The following is a 17,067-nucleotide window of genomic DNA, read 5'->3' as shown; positions in this document are numbered from 1 at the left end:
AATCGTCGCGTTCAGTCTTCAAACAGGCTGCTGGCACCGTGCTCTGCCGAGCCGACCAGGCGGCGCTGCGCGGCGAACATTTCCAGACCATAGCCCAATTCCAACTCGGCACTGGCAGACGCCAATGGCCGTGCGGCCAGTTGCTGCTCGCTCAGTTCTACCTGCAGCAATCCGTTTTGCGCATCCAGCACCAGCCAGTCGCCATCCTGTAACCGCGCCAAGGGGCCGCCGGCAGCAGCTTCCGGGGTTACATGCAAGGCTGTGGAAACCTGCCCCGAAGCCCCGGACATGCGCCCATCGGTAATCAACGCGACCCGCTGGCCGGCTTGCTGCAGGTTGGCCAGCAAGGGCATCAGTTTGTGCAGCTCGGGCATGCCATTGGCTTGTGGGCCCTGGAAGCGCACCACCAGCACCAGGTCACCTTGCAGCTCACCCGCACCGTAGGCGGCCTGCACGGCCGCTTCCGAATCGAAGATCCGTGCCTGGGCGCGGATGTGCCAGAACGCCGGATCCACCGCCGAGGTTTTCAGGATGGCGCGCCCCAGGTTGCCGGTCAGCAGCACCAACCCACCCTCTTCTGCAAAAGGCTCAGCAACATGCCGGACAATATCCGGCGCCGGGCTCTGCGCCGGCAGCTCGCGCCAGGCCAGGCGTTCGCCTTCCAGCCAGGGCTCACGGGTGTAAGCACGCAAGCCATGCCCGGCAGCGGTGGCGACATCATCATGCAACAGGCCGGCACCGAGCAGCTCACGCAGCAACCAGGCTGGGCCACCAACGGCCTGGAACTGATTAACGTCCGCCGCGCCATTGGGGTAGACGCGCGCCAGCAGCGGCACAACCCGCGACAGCGCGGCAAAATCATCCCAGTTCAGTTCATAACCAGCAGCCCGGGCGATGGCAGGCAGATGCAGGGTATGGTTGGTCGAGCCGCCGCTGGCGAGCAGAGCCACCACCGCATTGATCAGCGCCCGCGCATCAATCTGTTGACCGACGGGCAGATAGCGCTCGCCCTGACGGCTGTTGTGCGCCACCAGGCGCGCGGCTTCATCGGTCATGGCATCGCGCAGCGGCGTGTAGGGATGGATAAAGGCGCTGCCCGGCACGTGCAGGCCCATGGCTTCCATCAGCAGCTGATTGGTATTGGCGGTGCCATAGAAGGTGCAGGTGCCGGCCTGGTGGTAGGCAGCCAACTCGGCGGCCAGCAGCTCATCACGGCTGGCTTCGCCACGGGCGTATCGCTGGCGGACGGCGGCTTTTTCCTTGTTCGGCAGCCCCGACTGCATGGGTCCGGCCGGCACGAATACGGCCGACAGATGACCGAAATGCAGCGCACCGATCAGCAGGCCGGGGACGATCTTGTCGCACACCCCCAAATACAGCGCGCCATCGAAAATACCGTGGGTCAAGCCGATAGCGGCAGCCTGAGCAATCAGGTCACGGGAGAACAGCGACAGCTGCATGCCGCCTTCGCCCTGGGTAATGCCATCGCACATAGCCGGCACCCCGGCGGCGAACTGCGAGGTTGCGCCGGCCTTGGCCAGCGCCACTTTCAGGCGTTCGGGATAGTCCCTGAGCGGTGCATGGGCCGAGAGCAGGTCGTTGTAGCTGGAAATGATCGCCACATGCGGCGAGCCGCCCTGCTTCATGATCAGCCGCGCATCATCAGGTTGCGCAGCCAGGGCATGGGCCAGGTTGGAGCACCCCAGGGCCTGATGTGCGGTGCGCGCGGCGGCCAGGGTCAGGCGCTGCAAATAGCGCTCCCGGCGTTTGGCCGAACGCTTTTCCAGTGCGGCGGTCACCTGCTCAACAACCGGATGCAACATGACTATTCCCTTTCTCGGCGAGGTACAGGTTTGCAGTGTAACGGCTTAGCCGCTTCTGTAACGCAACAGAGCCTTTCTGCAGCAGACCGCAACTGCTCTCAGGGTGCCCAGTAGATATGCACCGGCAACGGGCTGCGTTGCAGCCAGGCGTACAGGGGCAACTCGCGGGCAAAGGGCTGATCAGCCAACGCAGCATCAATCAACCCACGCTTACGCTCGCCAAACGCCAGCAAGCCGAGCCACTGGCCACGCTGCAGCATCGCCAGGTTCAGCGACAACCGCTCACGCGGCTCTTGCGGCGCCAAGGCCGGCAAGGCTGCAGGTCTCGCCAGCGGATCAAGCGCGCCTGCCAGGCCAGGCATATCGGGAAACAGCGAGGCGATATGGCCATCTTCCCCCATGCCCAGCAGCACCGCGCTAAACGGTGACCACTGCGCCAGTTGCTCGCCCCAGTGCAACGCAGCCTGCGCCCGCGTTTTGCCCTGGCGCGGATCCTGGCAATTGGCCTGCGGCAACCCCTGATGCAACAACTGCCAGTTACTCTCAGCCGCCAGCGCCGGCACCCAGCGCTCATCACTGGGGCTAAGGTCAATGCACTGAGTGTCCAGCTTCTGCTCCAGCAAGGGCAACAAAGCCTGCGGGCTACTGCCGCCGGGCAGTACCAAACCGGCGCGGGACTGTTGCGCCAACGTAGCCTGAATTTGCGCCAACAGGTCGTCAGCCAGCGCGTGCAGGCAAGCATCGCGCTCAGCGTGGCAATGCAGCAAATTTTGGCTCATAAGCAACCCCGGCTAAGCTATCGGTATGTCATAAGGCCGCGCAATAATGCACCTTTGTCGTGTCCGCCAACATCCTTGCCACGGAGTGCCTCTTTTGATTGTGTTGCTGCGCGTACTCCTACTGCTGTTGCTGCCGACACTGGCGCAGGCCACCAGTCTGCCCCTGCTGGCCAGTGACACGCCGCTGCTGCCGGGCCCCATCATGCAGGTGTGGTCAGACCCCGAAGGCCTGGCGGACATTCACAGTGTTCGCCAGCTGCCTGAATCGGCCTGGCAACCGGTGGCCCGTCGTGACGCCAGTTTCGGCTACAGCACACACGCCTACTGGCTGCGTTTCAGCCTGCACAATCCAGCCGACACCACCATCAACTGGGTACTGTTGATCGGCAATCCGCTGCTCGACACCCTGGACGCCTACGGCCTGGACGACGGCCGGGTATACCAGGCCGGCGATCAGCGGCCGTTCCACCACCGCTGGGTCAATCACCGCCAACTGGTGCTGCCATTCAGCCTGGCTGCCGGGGAAGAGCGCGAGCTGATCCTGCGCATGCAGACCGACGGTTCGGCCAACCTCAGTGCCAGCCTGATGAGCACCCACGCATTCAACCAGCACGAACAACTTATGCTGCTGTTACAAGGTCTGTTCTTCGGCGCCCTGCTGGTGATGATGATCTACAACCTGTCGATCTTTATCATCACCCGCGACCGCAATTACCTGTGGTACAGCCTGTTTGTCGCCAGTTTCAGCCTGTACCAGTTCATCCAGCTGGGTTTTGCCCTGCAGTGGCTCTGGCCCGAATCATTAACCTGGCAGCAGATGAGCTTCCCGTTCAGCTCGGCGCTGGCGACCCTGTTCGGCGTGCTGTTCACCTATGGCGTGCTCGACCTCAAGAACCAGCACCGGGCCTACAGCTGGGTCAGTTACGGCCTGGTCGGCAGCAGCCTGCTGGTGATGATGCTGGCACTTGCCGCGCCCTACCTTGTGGCGCTGATCGGCAGTTTTGTTCTGCTGCTGGCCTGCGCGATTTTCGGCTGCATCTTCACCGTGCTGCGCTGGCGTGACGGCTACCCGCCGGCCAAGCTCTTCGCCCTCGGCTGGTCAGCCCTGATTATCGCCAGCCTGTTCAGCGTGCTCAGCGGCACCGGCCTGATCGCCAATTCGCTACTGACCCTGCACGCCCAGCAGATCGGCAGCCTGCTTGAACTGGTAATTTTTTCGATTGCCCTCGGCTCACGCATTCGCTTGGCGCAACACGCCCAGCAACTGGCTCAAGAGCAGCTATACGCCAACGAGCACCAACTGCGTATGGAGCAGGCCAAAAGCCTGGATCTGCAGCAACAGATCAACGAAGGCCTGGAAGCCCGGGTGGAAGAGCGCACTGCATCCTTACAGCATGCTCTGCAAGAGCTTTCTACCGCCAACCGCCAGTTGGCCGAACTCAGCCGCCGCGACAGCCTGACCGGGTTATTTAACCGCCAGGTGCTCAACGAAGAACTGGAGCGCATGCTCGCCCAGGCCAAACGCAGCCAGCGGCCGCTCGCGATACTGATGATGGATCTGGATCACTTCAAAAAGGTTAACGACCAGCACGGCCACCTGGTCGGCGACGCCTGCCTGCAACACACGGCCCTGCGTATGCAACAGCGCATGCGCAGTAACGATCTGCTGATACGTTTTGGTGGCGAAGAGTTTGCTGCCGTGCTCTGCGACACCGATCAGGCCGGCGCAATGGACCTGGCCGAGCAACTGCGTGCAGACCTGGCCAGTCATCCCTGCATGCACCAGGGCTTGAGTATCGACCTGAGCCTAAGCATCGGCGTCTACACGCTGACCCCGGATGCCGGCAGCGACCGCGAACAGCTGCTGCGCCACGCCGACCAGGCACTGTATCAAGCCAAGGCTGCTGGGCGCAACAGGGTTGTCGGTTACGAGGCCAGCGCCTTGGACGATGTCTGACTCAGCGACTCCAGCAGCTCCAACACCGCCTGCACGACCCGTGGATCAGCCAACACCCGCTGGTGCCCGCCGTTTTCCAGGCGCAGCAAGCGGCTGTCGAACCAACTCTGGTGAATCGCCTCCGCCTCGCTGAACGGTACCATCGGGTCATCCGCCGCATGCACGACCAATCCAGGGAAATCCAATTGGTAGTGCGCGCTATCAAGCTGGCCGGCGGGTATCCCGGCTTTCTCTTCGACCAGACGAACAAAGTGCGCGCGCGCCTGACGCGGCAAGCCCATATAACGTGAAAAGCGCCGTAGCATGGTCAGAATCCGGCTGGGCGCGGCAATGCTGACCAAAGCCTCAGCGCGCAAGCCCAGCTGGGTGGCCAGCAAAGCACTGGCGCCTCCCATGGAATGGCCAATCACCGCCTTCAGTGGCGGCAGCTCGCTGGCAGCCTCCAGCAAGGCACGGGCAAACAGCACCACATTGGCTTCACGTCCAGGCGAACGGCCATGGGCCGGGGCATCCAGCGCCACTACACCGTAGCCGGCATTGACCAGGGCCTTGATCAGCTCGGCGAACTGCGTCGGCCGCCCTTCCCAGCCATGCATCAACAACACGGCCGGCCCACTGCCCCAGCGCAGCGCGGACAGACCAAAACGCAGCGTGATGCGCTCGGCCTGCGCCAGCAGCGGCAGCTCCCAGTCCCGCGGCGGCAGGGTATGCGGCGTCATAAACTCACGGCGCAGCTTGCTGGCCAGTGCATGCGGCGCCAGCAGGCCAATCGATGCGTTGAAACCACGAACCCAGCTCATGCTATTCATTGCCATATCCTCAGACGATTGCCGATTTAGCGGCACGCAAGACTCGATCAGACAACTCACCGGGGCCCAGCGCGCGTGCCAGCGCCAGACCTCCGACCATCAAGGCAATATCGGCCAGCGCCTGATCAGTTTCCTCAGGACTGCCCGCAAGATGCGCCGTCATCAGCTCGACATGCTCAGCCAGCACGCCGCGAAAACCATCCGACATACGCGCCAGCTCACCTATCGAACTGGGCAGCGGACACCCTTGTTCACTGGCATCTCGGTGCTTGCGTGACAGATAGAAGGCTGCCAGCAGTACCCGACGCTCATTAGCAGACAGGGCTGGATCAAGCAGCGCTAAGCGTTCCCGCCGCTGACAGAGCACCTGCTGGAATACCTCCAGCATCAGCGCGTCCTTGCTCTCGAAATGCGCGTAGAAGCCTCCGACCGTCAAACCCGCAACGCCCATCACCTCAGCCACGCGGGGTTCAGCCGGGCCACGCTGCAGCAGCGCCACACTGGCAGCGGCCAGGATGCGCTCGCGGGTTTGCGCCTTCTTATTGCTCATACTCGCCTCCGTAACATTACAACCATGATATTACAGGCGAAATATAATCAAGCAAGCCTGCGCTGCAACCGCTGATCGGCTGGAGAAATAATCTTCAGGAGGTAGAAAAATTGCCTGGAGCAATTTTTAACGCTGCACAGTGACGACCCAGAGGGTGGTCGCCAGGAATGGCAAGCCATAAAAACAAAAGGGCCATTCAATAATGAATGACCCTTTAAGATCCCGCAGAGCGGGCAAAAAATGGCGTCCCCTAGGGGACTCGAACCCCTGTTACCGCCGTGAAAGGGCGGTGTCCTAGGCCACTAGACGAAGGGGACGAAACCTTCGAAAAACAAGGCCAGCTTTACGCTGGCCCCGTGGCAGTTGTAACTACTGCAAAATTGGTGGAGATAAACGGGATCGAACCGTTGACCTCTTGCATGCCATGCAAGCGCTCTCCCAGCTGAGCTATACCCCCAGATTTATCGCCTCTCGGCTCACAGCCCAAACTGGCACTGCTTTTTCAAACTGGCGTCCCCTAGGGGACTCGAACCCCTGTTACCGCCGTGAAAGGGCGGTGTCCTAGGCCACTAGACGAAGGGGACGTAACCCTTCTACAACCAACCAGCTACATGAGCTGATTGCGGCAAGCCTTGCGGCTTTGAATATGGTGGAGCTAAACGGGATCGAACCGTTGACCTCTTGCATGCCATGCAAGCGCTCTCCCAGCTGAGCTATAGCCCCATCTCAAGGACGGGCGCATGTTAAGAGCACGCCCCACACCTGTCAACAAAATTTTTACCGACATCAGCATTCTTTATGCTGACAGAACAACCACTTACCCCATCCCGGCGCGCCAAAACGACGGCCGGACGGGACATCCAGCTGCTTAGAACCTGCTTCGGAGCTCGCGAGCTAGAGCGAGACAAGGCAAAAATGGCCGAAGAAGCGGAGTTTACGGGCTGTAAATGAGCATTCCGAGGCCATTTTTAACGCAGTATCGCCGACGCGCAGCAGATCCGAAGCAGGTTCTTAGGCGATGGCCGCCAACAGCTTCTCCCACTCTTTGTTTTCCTTCTTCGACACGCCACCAAGCAGCTCGATAGCCTGACGCAGACGGAAACGAGTGAGGTCCGGGCCGAGGATTTCCATGGCATCAAGCACGGATACCGAGCTGGCCTGACCGGTGACAGCAGCGAACATCAACGGCATGGCGTCGCGCAATTTCAGTTGCAGATGCTCGACCACCGCCTGAATGCAGCCGGTGATCTTGTCTTTTTCCCACTGGCGCAGCGCTTCAAGCTTCCACAGGATCAGCTGCATCAGCTGACGCACCTGCTCGGCCGAGAGCTTCTTGTGCTCGAACAACGCCGCATCCGGGGCCACCCCACCAGCGAAGAAAAAACTGGCCAATGGCGCGATCTGGCTAAAGGTTTCCACCCTGCCCTGCACATGCGGGGCGATCTGCATCAGGTAGTCGCTGTTAAACGCCCACTTCTGCGCACCCGCAGCGAACTCTTCGACGCTCAGCTCGCGCATCCACTGGCCGTTGAGCCAGGACAGCTTCTCCAGATCGAAGATCGGCCCACCGAGGGAAACCCGGTTGATATCGAAGTGCTCGATCATCTCGTCGAGGCTGAACTTCTCGCGCTCATCCGGCATCGACCAGCCCATACGGCCGAGGTAGTTGAGCATGGCCTGCGGCAGGAAGCCCATGCGCTCATAGAAGGTGATCGAGGTCGGGTTCTTGCGCTTGGACAACTTGCTTTTATCCGGGTTACGCAGCAACGGCATGTAGCACAGCTGCGGCTTTTCCCAGCCGAAGTACTCGTACAGCAGAATCAGCTTGGGCGCCGACGGCAGCCATTCTTCGCCGCGCAGCACATGGGTGATACCCATCAGGTGGTCATCAACCACGTTGGCCAGGAAGTAGGTCGGCAGACCATCGGTCTTCATCAACACCTGCATGTCCATGCGATCCCAGGGGATCTCCACTTCGCCACGCAGCATATCCGGTACCACGCACACGCCCTCGGTCGGCACTTTCATGCGCACGACATTCGGCTCGCCAGCGGCCAGGCGCTGTTGCACCTCATCAGCGGTCAGGTGCATGCAATGGCCGTCGTAACGTGGCGTCTGCTTGGCTTCCATCTGCTCGGCACGCACTTTATCCAGGCGCTCAGCGCTGCAGAAGCAGTGGAAGGCATGGCCCTTCTCGACCAGTTCGGCGCTGTACTTCTGGTAGATGTGCCCGCGCTCGCTCTGCCGGTACGGGCCGTGCGAGCCGCCGACATCCGGGCCTTCACTCCACTCGATGCCCAGCCAGCGCAGGGCGTCGTAGATCTGTTGCTCGGACTCACGGGTCGAGCGCACCTGGTCGGTATCTTCGATACGCAGGATAAATTCGCCACCGTGCTGACGGGCAAAGCACAGGTTGAACAGGGCGATATAGGCGGTGCCTACGTGCGGATCACCAGTGGGCGACGGCGCAATACGGGTGCGGACGGTGGTCATGGAAAGTCTCGAAGAGTTGCAATGAACGCGGATTAAGGCAGCGATGTTAACAGGCCTGCCGGGGACGGCTCCAGCAGCCGACCCGCTGACAGCGGCAGACTGCGAATCAGAAAATCGAGGAAGGTTTTCACCTTCATGACCTGAAAGCGCCGAGACGGGTAGACCGCATACAGCTCGCCAGCCGGCAGCCGGGCCTCGGGGAGCAGCGCCACCAGGTGCCCTGCCTGCACCGCCGCTTCGCAGATCATGATCGGCAGGCCGGCAATCCCGGCGCCGGCCATGGCCACCTCGCGGGCAAAGGTGATGTTGTTGCACGACAGCACACCCTGGCAGGCAATGTTCCCCCTCCAGCGGCCAGTAACGCATCGAATCATGCGGCAGCAACACGGCGCGGTGTCCGGCCAGCTCGGCAACCGTCTGCGGCGTACCATGCCGGGCCAGATAGTCCGGACTGGCATACAAACGGCGACTGGTCTCATAGACCTTGCGCGCGATCAAAGTGGAGTCCTGCGGCTGGCCTACCAGAATGGCAATGTCCACGCCCTCCTCGACCGGATCAACGCGCCGCGAGGTCAGCTCCACTTCCGCCGTGATCTGCGGGTACTGACGCATGAAATCGCCCAGCACCCGACCGAGAAACAGCTGGCCAAATTCAATTGGCGCCGTGATGCGCAACAGGCCCGCAGGCGCCAGCTGCAATTGCATCACCGCCTGCTCGGCTTCGGCGAAGTCGAGCATGATCTGCCGGCAACGCTCGTAATAAGCCTGCCCCACTTCGGTCAAGCGCAACTTGCGCGTGGTGCGATTGATCAGGCGCACACCCAAGCGCTCTTCAAGCAGGGCAATGCGTCGACTGACAGTCGATTTCTGCATACCCAGGCCCTGAGCTGCCTGAGTAAAACTGTGGCACTCGACCACGCGAGTGAAGATCAGCGCATCATCCAGCCCCATTAATTGTTCCCTATAAGCAACAAAGTCTCTGAAGTCTAGCGACTACAGGCGAGAAAGGAACACTGTTAAATTCGCTTACAATTTTTGCCCACACCCGAGCACCCACCATGCCCGCCCAACTGCAACGCCGCCTGTTTATCTTTCTGGCCCTCCTCGCCCTGATCGTCGCCAGCCTGTTCGGCCACTGGTGGCTGGTCGGCCGCCACCTCGAAAGCACTGACAATGCCTACGTGCAGGGGGAAATCACCCGCGTTTCGAGCCAGCTCGGCGCACGCATCGAGCAGGTTTTGGTGCAGGACAACCAGCACGTCGAACAGGGTGAACTGCTGTTGGTGCTGGAAAGCACCGACTTCCAACTGGCCAAACAGCGCGCCGAAGCGACCCTGGCCACCCGTGAAGCCGAACTCAGCCAAGCACGCAGCACTCTGGATCAGCAGGCCAGTCTGATTGCCGCTAGCCAAGCCGACGTTTCAGCCAGCCAGGCCACCCTGGGGCAGACGCAGATCGACCTGTCCCGCGCACAGCCCCTGCGCAAACCCGGCTTCGTCTCCGAAGAACGCGTCACCACATTGGCTGCTGACAGCCGTATCGCCCGCTCGCAAGTGAGCAAAGCGCAAGCCGACCTGCAGGCACAACGCCAGCAGGTCAACACCCTGCACGCCGAGATCAAGCGCCTGGAAGCACAGATCAGCAGCGCACGCACCGACCTCGCCCAGGCCGAGCTGAATATTGCCCGTACCGAAGTCCGCGCGCCGATCAGCGGTTTTGTCGGCCAGCGCGCCGCTCGCCACGGCCAGTACGTGCAGTACCGGTGCCTACCTGCTGTCGCTGGTGCCGGATCAGGACATCTGGATCCAGGCCAACTTCAAGGAAACCCAGATCGGCCACATGCACCCCGAGCAGAAGGCTGAGCTGACCTTCGACAGCTTTCCCGACACGCCGATCGAAGGCCGGGTCGACAGCCTGTTCGCGGCCTCCGGCGCGCAGTTCAGCCTGCTGCCGCCGGACAACGCCACCGGCAACTTCACCAAGGTGGTGCAGCGCATCCCGGTGAAGCTCACCTTTGCCGCGGACAACCCGCTCAAGGGCCTGATCCGTCCGGGCATGTCGGTTGAGGTCAAGGTCGATATCGCCAGCGCAGCACAACATGGCGGCTGATGCGCTGATTCGCCCCACCGGCGAACCGAGCCGGCGCGACTGGATTGCGGTGATGAGCGTGATGCTCGGGGCCTTTATGGCGGTGCTGGACATCCAGATCACAAATTCCTCACTCAAGGACATCCAGGGCGCGCTGTCGGCGACCCTGGAGGAAGGCTCGTGGATTTCCACCTCTTATCTGGTGGCGGAAATCATCATGATCCCGCTCACTGCCTGGCTGGTGCAGCTGCTCTCGGCACGCCGCCTGGCGGTGTGGGTGTCACTGGGTTTCCTCGCCTCATCCTTGCTTTGCTCGATGGCCTGGAGCCTGGAAAGCATGATCGTGTTTCGCGCCACGCAGGGCTTTACCGGCGGAGCGCTGATCCCCCTGGCATTCACCCTGACCCTGATCAAGCTGCCGGAACACCACCGCGCCAAGGGCATGGCGCTGTTCGCCCTGACCGCCACCTTCGCCCCGTCGATCGGACCGACCCTGGGCGGCTGGCTGACGGAAAACTTCGGCTGGGAATACATCTTCTATATCAACGTGCCGCCGGGCCTGCTGATGATCGCCGGGTTGATGTACGGCCTGGAAAAAAAGCCTGCAGACTGGCTGCTGCTGAAAAGCACCGATTACGCCGGCATCGTCACCCTCGGCATGGGCCTGGGCTGCCTGCAAGTGTTTCTCGAAGAAGGCCACCGCAAGGACTGGCTGGAATCCAGCCTGATCAGCGGGCTGGGCAGCGTGGCCGCGATCAGCCTGGTGCTGTTCGTCATCCTGCAGATCTCGCGGCCCAACCCACTGATCAACCTCGGCGTGCTGCGCGAGCGCAACTTCGGCCTGTCGAGCATTTCCAGCATCGGCCTGGGCATGGGGTTGTATGGCTCGATCTATGTGCTGCCGCTGTACCTGGCGCAGATCCAGGGCTACAACGCCCTGCAGATCGGCGAGGTGATCATGTGGATGGGCGTGCCACAGCTGTTTCTGATTCCGCTGGTGCCGCTGCTGATGAAGAAGATCTCGCCGAAATGGCTGTGCGCCCTGGGCTTTGGCCTGTTCGGCGGCGCCAGCTTCCTCTCCGGGGTACTCAATCCGGACTTCGCTGGCGAGCAGTTCAACCATATCCAGATTCTGCGTGCACTCGGCCAGCCGTTGGTGATGGTGACCATCTCACTGATCGCCACCGCCTACACCCTGCCGCAGGATGCCGGCTCGGCGTCAAGCCTGTTCAACATCCTGCGCAACCTCGGCGGAGCCATCGGTATTGCCTTGCTTGCCACCCTGCTCGACAGCCGCGCCAAGGTGTATTTCGACTACCTGCGCGAAGCCCTGGTGCCGAGCAATCCGCAGGTTGCCGAGCGCCTGGCATTGCTGACCGAAAAGCTCGGTAGCGAGCAGGCGGCCCTGGCCAAGCTCAGCGAAATCACCCATCAGCAGGCGGCGATCATGGCCTACAATGACGCCTTCCACTGCATCGGCATCGCCCTTGGCATCAGCATGCTGGCGGTGCTGCTGACGCGCAAACTGCCTGCCGGCGCCACCGGCGGCGCGGCTCATTGAAGCCAGCGACCGCCCCCAATCCTAATTATTTCGCGCCGCCTGGCGGCGCATCCTGTATTCAGGTTGTTCATGCCCACGAGTTCCTCCCCCGCCCGCAGCCTGCTGCTGGTCATTGCCTTTGCCACTATCTATATCGGTTGGGGCACCACCTACCTGGCCAACCACTTTCTCCTGCTGGAGGTACCGCCGTTCGTGATCGGCAGCCTGCGCTTCTCGATTGCCGGAATGCTGGCGCTGGCCTGGGTACTGCTCAGCGGTCAACTGCGCATGCAGCGCAGCGACTGGGGCGGTGTGCTGATCGGTAGCCTGGCATTGATTGCAGTCGGCCAGGGCGCCTTGATTTACGCCAACCAGTATCTGCCCACAGGCATGCTGGCGATGCTCTACACCACCCTGCCGCTGTGGAGCGTGGCGCTGGAATGGCTGCTCGGTGAGCGCCCGCCACTGTGGGTGATGTGCGGCCTGGCCCTGGCCTGCAGCGGCATCGTGCTGCTGATGAACAACGGCCTGGACCACAGCGCCTCCATCGAACAGTGGTTCGCCGGTTTGCTGGTGGTGTTTGCCACTCTGCTCTGGGCCGGCGGTGCCTGGCTGATGCGTCAGCGACCGCCGTTTCGCTCCAGCTGGCTGGGGCTGAGCCTGCAAATGCTGATCGGTGCGTTGCTGTTGGCGCTGTTCGGCCTATGGCACGGCGACTGGCAGGCACTCGATCTGCGCACCATAAGCCAGCAGGGCTGGCTATGGCTGGCGTATCTGGTGCTGCCGGTCAGCCTCGGCGTATATCCGGCGTATTTCTGGCTGCTGCGCGAGGTCAGGCCGAGCCTGGTGTCGACCTTCGCCTTCGTCAACCCGGTGGTGGCGCTGCTGCTGGGCTACCTGCTGCTGGACGAACGGCTGAGCCTGCTGGCGATGCTGGCCTGTGGCATTACCCTGGGCGGCGTGGTGTTGATTATCTTCGGCCGGCGCTAAGCAGCTGCTTACGATCTGCTGCGCGTCAGCTAAACGGCGTTGAAAATGGCCTCGGAATGCTCATTTACAGCCAGTAAACTCCGCTTCCTCGGCCTTTTTCGCCACCGTTTATCTCTAGCTCGCGAGATCGTAAATAGCTTCTCAAGGGCATAGTGGGAGGGGCTCTAGCCGCGACAGAGCGGCACTGTTTTCGCGGCTAAAGCCCCTCCCACATAAAGCCCCACCACTCAGCCAGTTAAACCTGCAACAGGCGCTCGCGCAGTTTGTGGATTTCATCGCGCAGCTGCGCCGCCGCCTCGAACTCCAGGTCACGGGCCAGGGCGTACATCTTCTCTTCCAGCTGACGAATACGTTTGGTGATTTCGCTCGGTGAGCGCAGTTCGTTCTCGTAGCGCGCGCTCTCTTCGGCGGCCTGGGCCATGCCTTTGCGCTTCTTGCTGCGCGCGCCGGGCACGACTGCGCCTTCGAGGATGTCCTGAACGTCCTTGAACACCCCCTTGGGGATGATGCCGTTGGTTTCGTTAAAGGCGATCTGCTTGTTACGCCGCCGCTCGGTTTCACCAATCGCACGCTCCATCGAGCCGGTCATGCGGTCGGCATAGAGAATCGCCTTGCCGTTGAGGTTGCGCGCCGCGCGGCCAATGGTCTGGATCAGCGAGCGCTCGCTGCGCAGGAAGCCCTCCTTGTCGGCATCGAGAATCGCCACCAGCGACACTTCCGGCATATCCAGGCCTTCGCGCAGCAGGTTGATGCCGACCAGCACGTCGAATGCACCGATGCGCAGGTCACGAATGATCTCGACCCGCTCTACCGTATCGATGTCCGAATGCAGGTAACGCACCTTGACCCCGTGATCGCCCAGGTAATCGGTGAGGTCCTCAGCCATACGCTTGGTCAGCGTAGTAACCAACACACGCTCCTCGATGGCCACGCGCTTGTGGATTTCCGAGAGCAGGTCATCGACCTGGGTCAGGGCCGGACGCACCTCGATCTGCGGGTCAACCAGACCAGTCGGCCGCACCACCTGCTCGATCACTCGCCCGGCATGCTCGGCTTCGTAGTTGCCCGGCGTGGCGGAAACGAAGATGGTCTGCGGGCTGGCAGCCTCCCACTCTTCGAAGCGCATCGGCCGGTTATCCAGCGCCGACGGCAGGCGGAAGCCGTATTCCACCAGGGTTTCCTTGCGCGAGCGGTCGCCTTTGTACATCGCACCAACCTGCGGCACCGACACGTGGGACTCATCAATCACCAGCAAGGCTTCGTCCGGCAGGTAGTCGTACAGCGTCGGTGGCGGCTCGCCAGGGCCGCGCCCGGACAGATAACGCGAGTAGTTTTCGATGCCGTTGCAGTAACCCAGCTCAATGATCATCTCCAGATCGAAGCGGGTGCGTTGCTCCAGGCGCTGGGCTTCCACCAGCTTGTTGGTGCTGCGCAGGTACTCCAGGCGCTCGGCCAACTCGACCTTGATCTTCTCCACCGCCTCCAGCAGCACCTCGCGCGGGGTGACATAGTGGCTCTTAGGGTAGAAGGTGAAGCGCGGTAGCTTGCGGATCACTTCGCCAGTCAGCGGATCGAAGGCCGAGATGCTTTCCACCTCATCATCGAAAAGCTCGATGCGGATGGCTTCGAGGTCCGATTCCGCCGGGAAGATATCGATCACATCGCCACGCACGCGGAAGGTGGCGCGGGCGAAGTCCATATCGTTGCGGGTGTATTGCAGGTCGGCCAGACGGCGCAGCAAGGCACGTTGGTCCATTTTGTCGCCGCGATCGACGTGCAGCACCATCTTCAGGTAGCTCTCGGGGCTGCCCAGGCCGTAGATGCACGACACCGTGGTGACGATAATCGCGTCCGGCCGCTCCAACAGTGCCTTGGTCGCCGACAGGCGCATCTGCTCGATATGGTCGTTGATCGAGGCGTCCTTCTCGATAAAGGTATCCGAGGACGGCACATAGGCTTCCGGCTGGTAGTAGTCGTAGTAGGAAACGAAGTACTCCACCGCGTTGTTCGGGAAGAAGCTCTTGAACTCGCCGTACAACTGCGCGGCCAGGGTCTTATTTGGCGCCAGCACCAGGGTCGGACGCTGAATCTGGGCGATCACGTTGGCGATGGAAAAGGTCTTGCCCGAGCCGGTTACACCGAGCAGCGTCTGGTGTGAAAGGCCTGCTTCCAGGCCTTCGACCATCTGCCGAATAGCCTCGGGTTGATCGCCGGCCGGCTGGAAACGGGTGACCAATTGAAACTCGGACATGACGGACCTCGACAAGCGGCTGTGACGCGGCCTGAAAGCCTACGTCAAAACCGGTGAAAAGCGTGTGCCTGCTGTCGCAGCACAGGTTATGCGTCGGTATACTACCGGGCCACTTACGCAACCCCTAACAGGGTGTTGCCTGATACTCACCTCTCCTCTTCAGAGCTGCCGCATCCATGAGTCTGTTCTCTGCCGTCGAAATGGCTCCGCGCGATCCCATCCTGGGTCTCAATGAAGCATTCAACGCCGACACCCGTGCGACCAAGGTCAACCTTGGCGTAGGCGTTTACTACAACGAGGAAGGCCGCATTCCCCTGCTGCGCGCCGTAGCCGAAGCCGAGAAAGCCCGCATTGAAGCCCACGCCCCACGTGGTTACCTGCCAATTGAAGGCATTGCTGCCTATGACAGCGCCGTGCAGAAACTGTTACTGGGTGCCGACTCCGAACTGATTGCCGCCGGCCGGGTGATCACCACTCAGGCCGTGGGTGGCACGGGCGCCCTGAAAACCGGCGCCGACTTCCTCAAGCGCCTGCTGCCCAATACCGTGGTTGCCATCAGCGACCCAAGCTGGGAAAACCACCGCGCGCTGTTCGAGTCCGCCGGTTTCCCGGTACAGAACTACCGCTATTACGACGCAGCCAGCCATGGGGTTAACCGTGCCGGCATGCTCGAAGACCTGAAAAATCTGCCTGCGCGCTCGGTTGTCGTGCTGCACGCCTGCTGCCACAACCCGACCGGTGTCGACCTGTCGCTGGACGACTGGAAAGCTGTGCTGGACGTACTGCGCGAACGTGAACACGTGCCGTTCCTCGACATCGCCTACCAGGGCTTTGGTGACGGTATCGAGCAGGACGCCTTTGCCGTGCGCCTGTTCGCCGCCTCCGGCATCCCGTTCTTCGTTTCCAGCTCGTTCTCCAAGTCCTTCTCGCTGTACGGCGAGCGCGTCGGTGCGCTGTCGATCGTCACCGGCAGCCAGGAAGAAGCCGGCCGCGTGCTGTCGCAAGCCAAACGCGTGATCCGCACCAACTACTCCAACCCACCAACCCACGGCGCCACCGTGGTCGCCAGCGTGCTGAACAGCCCTGAGCTGCGCGCCCTGTGGGAAGAAGAGCTGGCCGGCATGCGCGAGCGTATTCGCGGCATGCGCATGGCCATGGTTGAGCAACTGGCGGCGCTCAACTGCAAACGCGATTTTGGCTTCGTTGCCCAGCAGCGCGGCATGTTCTCCTACTCAGGCCTTACCGCCGAGCAGGTTGATCGACTGAAAACCGAGTTCGGCATCTACGCCGTCAGCACCGGCCGCATCTGCGTCGCCGCGCTGAACCAGCGCAACTTGCCCGCCGTTACCCAGGCCATTGCTGCGGTTCTCTGAGTTACTGCGGGGAAGCCGATAAGGTATTGACTTCCCCTTTCTAATCAGTAGGATACGCGCCGTTGTTCCGCGATAGCTCAGTCGGTAGAGCAAATGACTGTTAATCATTGGGTCCCTGGTTCGAGTCCAGGTCGCGGAGCCAATAGTTCATCGGGGTATAGCGCAGTCCGGTAGCGCGCCTGCTTTGGGAGCAGGATGTCGGGAGTTCGAATCCCCCTACCCCGACCATTTTTGGTCGTTGGTTGGGCTGGTAGAGCAATTGGTGTTTAACCGATTACTCATGGGCCAGAAAGCCACATGCACCACCCTTTCAAGCCTGCTTGAAAGTAAAAACCCGCCTAGTGCGGGTTTTTTATTGCTTGTCATCCAGGCAGCCACCCTTCGTGCCGTCGCTGCGCGTGGTTAAAAGCTGTT

10 protein-coding genes, 6 tRNA genes and 2 pseudogenes are annotated in these 17,067 nt (G+C 61.5%); 7 read left to right on the top strand and 11 right to left on the bottom strand.

The annotated features are described in order from the left end of the window. Nucleotides 1-11: 11 nt before the first annotated feature. Nucleotides 12-1,820: a phosphogluconate dehydratase gene (gene edd, locus BLW24_RS16465; protein ID WP_208600236.1), complete on the bottom strand. Its 1,809-nt coding sequence runs from the start codon at nucleotides 1,818-1,820 to the stop codon at nucleotides 12-14. A gap of 101 nt (nucleotides 1,821-1,921) precedes the next feature. Beyond that, nucleotides 1,922-2,602 (bottom strand): 6-phosphogluconolactonase, encoded by a 681-nt coding sequence (locus tag BLW24_RS16460; protein ID WP_090384233.1) that lies wholly within the window; start codon nucleotides 2,600-2,602, stop codon nucleotides 1,922-1,924. A 100-nt stretch (nucleotides 2,603-2,702) separates the two neighbouring features. On the opposite strand from BLW24_RS16460, the gene BLW24_RS16455 reads away from it, so the two are divergent. Then, a complete protein-coding gene (locus BLW24_RS16455) occupies nucleotides 2,703-4,559 on the top strand; it encodes a sensor domain-containing diguanylate cyclase (RefSeq protein ID WP_244161284.1) in 1,857 nt (618 codons plus the stop codon). On the opposite strand, the gene BLW24_RS16450 is transcribed toward BLW24_RS16455, so the two are convergent. From BLW24_RS16450 to BLW24_RS16415, 8 genes and pseudogenes are all read right to left on the bottom strand, one after another. Continuing rightward, on the bottom strand, nucleotides 4,529-5,368 hold the full coding sequence (locus BLW24_RS16450) for an alpha/beta fold hydrolase (RefSeq protein WP_090384229.1): 840 nt from the start codon (nucleotides 5,366-5,368) through the stop codon (nucleotides 4,529-4,531). The genes BLW24_RS16455 and BLW24_RS16450 overlap by 31 nt on opposite strands. Before the next feature lie 10 nt (nucleotides 5,369-5,378). Then, nucleotides 5,379-5,918 (bottom strand): TetR/AcrR family transcriptional regulator, encoded by a 540-nt coding sequence (locus BLW24_RS16445; protein ID WP_090384226.1) that lies wholly within the window; start codon nucleotides 5,916-5,918, stop codon nucleotides 5,379-5,381. A 241-nt stretch (nucleotides 5,919-6,159) separates the two neighbouring features. Continuing rightward, nucleotides 6,160-6,235 (bottom strand) — tRNA-Glu (locus tag BLW24_RS16440). 64 nt (nucleotides 6,236-6,299) lie between these two features. Next, a tRNA-Ala gene (locus BLW24_RS16435) sits at nucleotides 6,300-6,375 on the bottom strand. A 51-nt stretch (nucleotides 6,376-6,426) separates the two neighbouring features. Further along, nucleotides 6,427-6,502: transfer RNA gene (locus BLW24_RS16430), tRNA-Glu, on the bottom strand. A 63-nt stretch (nucleotides 6,503-6,565) separates the two neighbouring features. After that, a tRNA-Ala gene (locus BLW24_RS16425) sits at nucleotides 6,566-6,641 on the bottom strand. 288 nt (nucleotides 6,642-6,929) lie between these two features. Then, nucleotides 6,930-8,411 (bottom strand): glutamate--tRNA ligase, encoded by a 1,482-nt coding sequence (gltX, locus tag BLW24_RS16420; protein ID WP_090384222.1) that lies wholly within the window; start codon nucleotides 8,409-8,411, stop codon nucleotides 6,930-6,932. Nucleotides 8,412-8,443: 32 nt separating this feature from the next. Then, a pseudogene (locus BLW24_RS16415) lies at nucleotides 8,444-9,362 on the bottom strand (LysR family transcriptional regulator). 107 nt (nucleotides 9,363-9,469) lie between these two features. On the opposite strand from BLW24_RS16415, the pseudogene BLW24_RS16410 reads away from it, so the two are divergent. From BLW24_RS16410 to BLW24_RS16400, 3 genes and pseudogenes are all read left to right on the top strand, one after another. Continuing rightward, nucleotides 9,470-10,520, top strand: a pseudogene (locus BLW24_RS16410) (HlyD family secretion protein). Further along, nucleotides 10,510-12,060 (top strand): MDR family MFS transporter, encoded by a 1,551-nt coding sequence (locus BLW24_RS16405; RefSeq protein ID WP_090384216.1) that lies wholly within the window; start codon nucleotides 10,510-10,512, stop codon nucleotides 12,058-12,060. The pseudogene BLW24_RS16410 and the gene BLW24_RS16405 overlap by 11 nt, the downstream one beginning before the upstream one ends. Before the next feature lie 69 nt (nucleotides 12,061-12,129). After that, the gene (locus BLW24_RS16400; protein WP_090384211.1) at nucleotides 12,130-13,029 is read left to right on the top strand and encodes an EamA family transporter; all 900 of its coding nucleotides are present in this window, start codon (nucleotides 12,130-12,132) and stop codon (nucleotides 13,027-13,029) included. A gap of 235 nt (nucleotides 13,030-13,264) precedes the next feature. Here BLW24_RS16400 and uvrB read toward each other — a convergent pair whose 3' ends face one another. Next, nucleotides 13,265-15,280, bottom strand: a complete 2,016-nt coding sequence (gene uvrB, locus BLW24_RS16395) for an excinuclease ABC subunit UvrB (RefSeq protein ID WP_090384205.1) — start codon at nucleotides 15,278-15,280, stop codon at nucleotides 13,265-13,267. Nucleotides 15,281-15,456: 176 nt separating this feature from the next. Here uvrB and BLW24_RS16390 point away from each other — a divergent pair, with 176 nt between their 5' ends. The 3 genes from BLW24_RS16390 (at nucleotide 15,457) to BLW24_RS16380 (ending at nucleotide 16,881) form a co-directional block, all read left to right on the top strand. After that, complete coding sequence (locus BLW24_RS16390; RefSeq protein WP_090384202.1) at nucleotides 15,457-16,653, top strand: amino acid aminotransferase; 1,197 nt, start codon at nucleotides 15,457-15,459, stop codon at nucleotides 16,651-16,653. Nucleotides 16,654-16,719: 66 nt separating this feature from the next. Beyond that, nucleotides 16,720-16,795, top strand: a tRNA-Asn gene (locus BLW24_RS16385). Between the two features lie 9 nt (nucleotides 16,796-16,804). Continuing rightward, nucleotides 16,805-16,881: transfer RNA gene (locus BLW24_RS16380), tRNA-Pro, on the top strand. Nucleotides 16,882-17,067: the final 186 nt, after the last annotated feature.

It is taken from the genome of Pseudomonas anguilliseptica, assembly GCF_900105355.1.
GTDB classification, from domain to species: domain Bacteria; phylum Pseudomonadota; class Gammaproteobacteria; order Pseudomonadales; family Pseudomonadaceae; genus Aquipseudomonas; species Aquipseudomonas anguilliseptica.
Note: the sequence above shows the minus strand (reverse complement) of the source record. Positions and strands in the feature narration are given on the sequence as shown.